General features: G+C 71.7%; 4 protein-coding genes, 1 pseudogene and 1 other annotated feature. Of the genes and pseudogenes, 2 read left to right on the top strand and 3 right to left on the bottom strand.

Annotation, left to right across the window (positions count from 1 at the left end; all coding sequences use genetic code 11):
• Nucleotides 1-186, bottom strand: a pseudogene (locus tag G9H71_RS25595) (hypothetical protein); the annotation flags it as partial.
• A 345-nt stretch (nucleotides 187-531) separates the two neighbouring features.
• Here G9H71_RS25595 and G9H71_RS19880 point away from each other — a divergent pair.
• Entirely contained in the window at nucleotides 532-1,725 is a 1,194-nt protein-coding gene (locus G9H71_RS19880; protein WP_166284527.1) for an IS110 family RNA-guided transposase, read from the top strand.
• Nucleotides 1,726-1,958: 233 nt separating this feature from the next.
• Here the strand turns inward: G9H71_RS19880 and G9H71_RS19875 are convergent, their stop codons facing one another.
• Together G9H71_RS19875 and G9H71_RS25325 are read right to left on the bottom strand one after the other, a co-directional pair.
• Nucleotides 1,959-3,179 (bottom strand): hypothetical protein, encoded by a 1,221-nt coding sequence (locus tag G9H71_RS19875; protein WP_166284526.1) that lies wholly within the window; start codon nucleotides 3,177-3,179, stop codon nucleotides 1,959-1,961.
• The gene (locus G9H71_RS25325; protein WP_166284525.1) at nucleotides 3,176-5,245 is read right to left on the bottom strand and encodes an AAA family ATPase; all 2,070 of its coding nucleotides are present in this window, start codon (nucleotides 5,243-5,245) and stop codon (nucleotides 3,176-3,178) included. Before G9H71_RS25325 ends, G9H71_RS19875 begins: the two co-directional genes overlap by 4 nt.
• 710 nt (nucleotides 5,246-5,955) lie before the next feature.
• On the opposite strand from G9H71_RS25325, the gene G9H71_RS19865 reads away from it, so the two are divergent.
• Nucleotides 5,956-7,217, top strand: a protein-coding gene (locus G9H71_RS19865) for an IS3 family transposase (protein ID WP_456238370.1) whose coding sequence is annotated in 2 segments (ribosomal slippage) — nucleotides 5,956-6,235 and nucleotides 6,235-7,217 — 1,263 coding nt in all. Because the reading frame shifts where the segments join, the coding sequence is not laid out codon by codon here.
• Nucleotides 6,234-6,362, top strand: a sequence feature (AL1L pseudoknot). It overlaps the preceding gene by 129 nt.
• Nucleotides 7,218-7,516: the final 299 nt, after the last annotated feature.

Below are 7,516 nucleotides of genomic sequence, written 5' to 3'. Positions count from 1 at the left end.
CTGGCCAGGCCCGAGCCGTCCGTCCATAGAACAAGTAGCCGATGGTGTGTTCTGGCCGGCGTGCTGGCGTGTCCGCAGCCCCATCTCCAGGGCGTCGAGGGCGAGGTCGGTGCGCAGGCTCTTCGACAGCTGCCACCCGACCACGCGGCGGTAGTAGACGTCGATGACGAAGGCGGCGTAGACCCAGGTCGGCGTCGACGCCCCGTGTTCGCTTGGGGTTGTCGTCGGGCACCCACGCGGCTGTGTATGGCGCGGCGCTCACCTGCGAGACGGTAGAGGTCGCCACCCACAGGCCGCGGCGACCGGGCGGCGACGTCTCGCCGTCCAGCCAAGCCGACTCGACGATTCTCTTACCCTCCTGCCATCGGAGTGGCGTACCAAGTCGAAGTGGCGGCGGTGCGGCGTGCCCGGTGTGCGCTGATAGCTCTCGACCCACGCAAGGGGCAGCGTCTGCGGTGACGTTGTCCTGGCGTGGGGAGGTTGGCCGTGGGGTCGTTGTTGCAGAGGTCGTTGCCGACGGCGACGCTCGTCGTGGCGATTGACCCGGGCAAGGCGCAGCACCGGGTGTGGTTGAGCACCGACGAGGCCGGGCTCGTCGGTGAGCCGCTGTCGCTACCGGTGCTGCGCCCGGGGTTGGAGGAGTTGGACCGTCTGGTCCGTGAGCACGCCGGCGCATCGGGCGCGTTGTTCGCGGTCGAGGCGACGGGGGCGTTGCACCGGTCCTGGGTCGTTGAGCTCAACCGGCGGTTCCCTGACTGCGTGCGCGTCTTCGCCCCATCGGAGACCGCCGCGGCACGGGCTCAGCTCGGCTCACGCCGGTTCAAGACCGACGACCGCGACTGCGCCGCCCTGACCTATTTGGCCCGGCAGGGTTACGGCCGCTCCGTCCCGGCCGACGTGCACGAGGCGCTGCAGTCCGCGGTTCGACACCGCCGGTCGCTCGTCGCCGAGCGCAAGGCGGCCCAGCAACGGCTGCACGACCAGGTGAACGCTCTCTGCCCCGGCCTGTCCGCACCGCCCGGACACGGGCGCAAGCTCGACCTGTTCGGCGTCACCGGCCAAGCGGTGCTGGACTGTCTGCTCGAGTTCGAAGGGCGGCCCGCCGCGGCCCGATCGCTCGTGGCGCGCGCGTTGGGGCGGCTGACCCGCGCCGACGCGCAGTTTTGGGCCGCGCGTTGGAAGGACTGCCTCCCGCCCTCGGCCGACGTCGCTGCGCGCATCGATCGGCTCGGCCGCAGCGTCGAGCGCTGGCGGGCCCTCTGCGCGGACATCGAGCTGGTCGACACCGACATCGCGGTCCTGCTCGCCGGAACCGAGGGCCAGGTCCTGACCACCCTTCCCGGGGTCAAGACCGCCCGAGCCGGCGCCTTCGCCGCGTTCAGCATGCCGATCGCACGGTTCCCGAGCGCTGAGCACCTCTACTCGGCCACCGGGCTCGTGCCGGGCAGCTACGAGTCCTCGAGCATCACTCGCCGCCCCGGCATCAGCCGCCAAGGCCTGCCCGAGCACCGCGACGCGCTGATGAACATCGCCTGGGGCCTGTCGCAGTACTGCCCGCCGTTCATCCAACGACGAGAGGAGCTGCAGGCGCGGAAGATGAAGCCGATGCAGGCCCGGGTCGTGCTGGCCCGGCACGCCTGCCGGCTCGCCTTCCGCATGATGCGCACCCAGGAAGAGTTCGACGAGCAGCGCTACCGTGAGAACCGGCACCAGCCCGGGCGGTGACGGCGCGTGCGCTATGCCGCACGACGGCGCAACCTAGCTTGCCGCCCGCCCGGCCTGGGGCCCCTCCACGGCGAACACGAAAGCCTGCCGCCCGACGGCGCCTAATCAGCCTGCCGACACCCGGGCCCCAACGCCGAGCTCACAACCAGCGCACGCAGCAAGGTCCTCAGCGTCCACACGCCGAGGGCCTAATGCCGCATGCCTGCCCGCACACTTGACTCGCGGCGCGAAAGCTAGTGCAGGGCGAGTTGGAGGGCGGGGGCCAGCTGGTCCGGTGTGCAGAGCAGGACCTCGCTGCCCGCGGCCGGCTCGAGCCCCGCTCCCCAGACGACCCCGAGGCCGTAGGGCTGCGGGTTCGGGGCCAGGGCCTGCCCGAACTCCCGCCGGTAGCCCAGCAGGTCCGCCAGGGCCGCCCGGGCGGCGCCCTCGGCGTCGTCCTGGTACAGCTTGCACTCGATCAGCAGCCAGCGCCGAGGGCCTGCGGTGCCAGCCCATTCGAGGACGATGTCGGGGCGGCGGGCGCTGGCGCCGGGGATGCCGTGCTGGTGCAGCGTCTGCTGGTAGCGGGATGAGGAAGCCAAGCCGGGCGGCACAGACTGGTAGTGCAGGGTGAGCGTGCGGCCGTCGGCGTGGCGGGCGTGCACGCGCAGGGCGCCCTGGAAGGTGGTGAACGGCTCCGTGCGCCAGCCTTGCGCAGCGAGGGCCTCGAGGACGCTGAAGGTGGTCAGCAGCTCGAAGAGCGTCGGGTTGCTGGCGGTGACCAGGGCGGTCTGCTCGACGGCCTCGCGTACCGCGGTGCGGTCGAGGTCCTCGACCATCTGGCGCATCCGCTCGTAGGCGCGCACTGCCGGGGCGTAGCGGACGGCGAAGCGGCCGAACGCGACGGCTGCGGCTGTGCGGGGCGTGGGCGGCACGCGCTGCACCTGGCGCAGCGCGTGGTGCTGCTGCCAGTACTCCGCGCTGGCGTGCCGCTCGGCGATCCGGGCAGCGGGCGCGCCCGGGCGCCCGTCAGCTGGCCAGCCGCTGTCGGCGCCGGCGTGCACGATGCCGTCGATGACGTGCGCGAGCAGCTCATTCTCGCGGGTCTGGTAGGCGCGGCGCGGCGGGGCGGTGACGTGGAGCTGGCCCGATCCGGAGGCTGCGCGCAGCGCGTAGGTGCGGCCCCACTGGACGGGGCCGAGGAGGCGCTCGTGTGACACCTCTTCGGCGGGGGTGATGGCCGGGCGCAGGCGGCGGGTGAGGCTGGGCATGGCGTCGATCAGCTCCCCGGCCTCGGCGCAGAGCAGGAAATGGCGGTTGCCCAGCTGCTGGATGTCGGAGGCTGCCCACCCGAGCAGGGCTGCTGCGTCGAGGACGCCGGGGTCGCTGTACGCGACCGCTGGGGAGACGTAGGACCAGATCCGGTCGCGAACTTGCCGGATACGGTCGGGGCGCTCCCAGGGGGGCGTTCTCACAGCTCAAGGGCTGCAGGGCCGTCGGCCGCCTGGCCGGTACGGGGGGCGGTGTCGGGGTTGACGCCAAGCACGGTGTGCAGGGTGCGGCGCACGGCTCCCTTGTGCTCGCTACCGACCAGCTGGGCGACGAGGGTGTAGAGCTGACGGACGGTGGCCTGGTCGGCCCCTTCGAGCTGGGGGAGCAGGAAGCTGTAGAAGAGCTGGTAGGTGAGCTCTTGGGCGCTTCCCGCAGTGCCGCGCGTGTACTGGGCGGCGAAGCGGGCCATGTCGAGGTAGGTGGCGGGGCCGATCTCGCGCAGCGTGCGGACCCCGAGCAGCCCGTCGAGCACGGTGGAGCACTGGGCCGCCGCCTCGGCGGGCAGGTCGGTGAGGTGGCGCTGCCAGAGCTGGCGGTAGTGGGTGTCACTGGGGGCGGGGACTTCGACGAAGGCGAAGCGGCGCATGAGGGCGAAGGACATCTCGAACAGCAGGGACTTGTCGAAGACGTTCATCGTGGCGATGATCCGCCAGTCAGCGGGCACCGCGACGGTGTCGTAGGCGCCCGGGTCGTAGCTGCCGGACTGGGCTTCAGGGGTGATGACGACGGGGTTGCCCGAGTGGGCGCCCTGGTACGGGAGCACGACGGACTGGCCGGACAGTACGGTGAACATCTGGCCGAGGGCGCGGTCGAAGTTCGCGCGGTTGAGCTCGTCGATGATGAGCCAGCGGCGCTCCCGCAGGGCGCTGAGCAGGATCCCTTCACGGAACTGGAGCCCGGGGCCGTCGGTGCGGGGGCGCAGCCCGCCGATGGTCTCGTAGGTGGTCCAGTCCGCTGTCGCCGTGGTCGGCACATACCCGGCGGCCAGGCCCGCTGCCTGGGCTAGCTGTGCGGTGAGCTCGGCGAGCGTGGTCTTCGCGGTGCCAGGCGGCCCGGTGAGGATGAGGTGCTTGCCGCTGGCCAGGGCGGCGACGACCGCCCGGTACACGGGCAGGTCGATCAGCAGGCCGGCGTCGCGCGCGCGGCGCTCAAGCGTCTCTGCGTCGAACCGGGGCGCGTCGGGTATTGGGCTCTCGTTCTGTGCAGGCTCGTCGAGGTCCTCGAGCGCGGGAGTGCCTTCGCCGGGGGGGTAGCAGTGGTCGAACAGCGGCGCGACGGCGGCGAGGAGCTCAGCGAGCTCCTCTGCGATGCCCGGGCCGGCGTCCTGCAGCTCCTGCGGGCTGAGGTTGCGCGAGATGCCAGCGCCGTTGCCCTCGGGGCTGGCCGCGTGCGCCAGCCAGGCATCGAGGGTGTCGAAGTCGGCGTTCGCGTCCTCGCGCCACCGGTGGCGGAACGTGTAGCCGGGGGGCAGCGCCGCCGTGAGCTGCTCGCGCTCAGCCGCGCCGAACCCGGCGAGGCGTCCCTTGAGTCGGGTGAGCTCACGCTCAGCCGCTTGGCGCTGCTCGTCCTTGAGCGCCGACGTCCCGGCGCCGAGGCAGGCGGTGACCTCGGCGCCGTTCTCCGAGACGATGATGGCGACCTGCAGGGCGTAGGACTTGTTGCCGGCCCGCTCGGGAAAGACGCACGACCACAGGTCGCGGACCGTGCGCCCGTTGGCCGAGTACAGGCTCGCGTGGGCCTTGAGCTCGGTGTGCACGGGCGCGGTGGCGGCCAGCCACTGCGCGAGTCGCTGCAGGCGCAGCCGGAGCTCCTGGAACGCCTCTTTGTCTCCTGGCTCGAGGTTTTCTTCCTTGAACGGCACCTTGTCCGGGTAGCGGGAGAACAGGGCGCAGTCGCCGGCGGTCAGCGCGGGCACGGCAGGGGCGTGCGCGGGCTGGCTGACCTGAAAGCCGAGCGCGGTCAGCCGACCTACTGTGGCGGCCCCGCCGCTGAACTGGTGGGGAAGTAGCGGCCCTTCGTGCGGCACGGCAAAGCCGTGCGCTGCGCCAAGCAGGGCCTTGGAGTCGTGCTCGTTACCCTCGTCATCGACCACGACATGAGTCCGCGAACGGGCGAAGCCATAGCGGTCGAGGAAGGCGTCCCGCCCGAGGGACCGCGCTTCGCCGATGGCCTGTAGAACCGCGTCGCGGTCAATGTCTGCAATTGCCACAAGCGCCTACCTTAAGTCGATGGGCGCAGGGGCGGGAGCGAAGCGCTGAAGTCGAGGCCGGCGGGGAAGCCGGGCCGGGCGGGACGCTGGGCGGAGGCTCGTACTGCCGGGCCGACTCCTGGCGGAGCAGGTGATGATCCCTATGCCGGGCCTGACCACACCGTTCTGATCGCCGCGTGCTCAGCCGTGCCCAGCGCCACGTGAAGGGCAGGGGCAGGGCTACTTTGAGCGGCTAGCGCGGCCTGGCGAGCCGCTCGGGCTGACGGGACTGTCCTACCTGGTAGCGGCCCCGGCAGCCCTGCGTGGGGGACAGGCGGCGGGAGTTGGTCAGGAGCGGCCCGCAGTGTCGGACGACCAAGTCGCTCTGCTGGCCGAGTACACGACGAGGTTGCCGTCCTTCTGGGCCACAAAGGTGCCGCTGCCGCGGCCGCCGGCCCCTCTCGCCCAGGTCGGCTTGCGCGCGTCGGTGTAGCCGGCCAGGTTCCCGTCCTTTGCATGACGAGCATGTCGGTGGCCGTCGGGTTCGCCCCGCACGCGGGGCGCCCGGTCGGGCCTTACAGCACGATGTTGCCGCCGCCCTGCAGCCAGAAGGTGTAGCGCCCGTCGGCGGACGTCAGGGACACGTTGCGCCGGGGCACCCGGTCGACGCCCATCGCGGCTGAACCGCCCCCGGTCTGGTGGAGGCGCTGAAGCCACGGGAGAGTGGGTCAGTGCCAGCACCGAGGAAGTACCCGGACGAGCTGCGTGAGCGGGCCGTGCGGATGGTGTTCGAGATGCGCGAGCAGTCCGGTCAGCGGACCGGGGCCATCGCTAGGGTCGGCGAGCAGCTCGGGATCAACCCCGAGACACTGCGCAACTGGGTGAACCAGGCCGAGGTCGACACGGGGCAGAAGCCGGGCACCTCGTCCGAGGATCGGCAGCGGATCGCCGAGCTCGAGCGCGAGGTCCGCGAGCTGCGCCGGGCGAACGCGATCTTGAAGTCGGCGTCGGCTTTCTTCGCGGCGGAGCTCGACCGCCCACAGCAGCGCTGACCACGTTCATCGACCAGCACCGTGAGGAGTTCGGAGTCGAGCCGATCTGCTCCACGCTGACCGAGGCCGGCGTGGCGATCGCTCCGAGCACCTACTACGCGGCGAAGGCCCGCCCGCGCTCGGCCCGCGCCGTGCGCGACGCCGCGGTCGCGGGCGAGATTGCCCGGGTGCATGCGGAGAACTTCGGCGTGTACGGCGTGCGCAAGGTCTACCGGCAGCTCGCCCGTGAGGGCGGCGTCGACGGCGCCGCTGTGCCGCGCTGCCAGGTGGCCCGGCTGATGCGCCAGCTCGGCCTGGCCGGCGCGGTCCGCGGGAAGGTCAAGCGGACCACCATCCCGGCCGCGCTGGATGAGCGCCCCGAGGACCTGGTCGAGCGCAGGTTCCGGGCGCCGGCCCCGGACCGGCTCTGGGTAGCGGACCTGACCTACGTCGCGACGTGGTCCGGGTTCGTCTACGTCGCGTTCGTCATGGACGTCTACTCCCGGCGCATCGTCGGCTGGCGCTGCTCCACCTCGCTGCGCGCGGACCTCGCGCTCGACGCGCTCGAGCAAGGGCTGTGGCAGCGGGCGCGCGACGCCCACGACGTCACCGGCTTGATCCATCACAGCGACCGCGGAGTGCAGTACGTCGCCATCCGCTACACCGAGCGCCTCGGCGAAGCTGGCGCGGTCCGGTCGGTCGGGAGCAAGGGCGACTCCTACGACAACGCCGCCGCGGAGTCGCTGAACGGGCTGTTCAAGACCGAGCTGATCCGCCGCCGCGCCCCATGGCGGGGCCTCGACGACGTCGAGCTCGCCACCCTGGAGTGGGTCGACTGGTACAACCACCGCCGCCTGCACAGCGCCTGCGGAGACGTTCCACCCGTCGAATACGAGCACAGCTACTACCGTCAGAACGCCGGCCTCACCGAGGACCAACCGGCAACCGCCAGCCTCCACTGAACCCGGGGCGGTTCAGGCCTACCTGCCCTTCTGGTTGGGCAGCCGACCCAGGGTGGACGCCTGCAGGAGGCCCGGGCCTGTGCGGCCCGGCGCCCTTGAGGCAGTTTCAGGTACCGTCCGGGATCCAGAGCCGCCGCAAGTCCGGGATGACAAGGCACCGCGGTCTTCTGCGCCTTGGTGTCGCGGTCCCCCTGCGCGGGGTGGCTGGCGTAGCAGCGGGGTTGACCGGGCACTCGCAGACCTGCGTGAGGCAGGACGTGACGAGGACCCCGTGGGGGCGTTGACACTTCCCTGAGCCG

This window comes from Motilibacter deserti, from assembly GCF_011250635.1.
GTDB lineage: Bacteria > Actinomycetota > Actinomycetes > Motilibacterales > Motilibacteraceae > Motilibacter_A > Motilibacter_A deserti.
The sequence above is the reverse complement of the archived record's forward strand: the minus strand, read 5'-3'. Positions and strand labels throughout refer to the sequence as shown.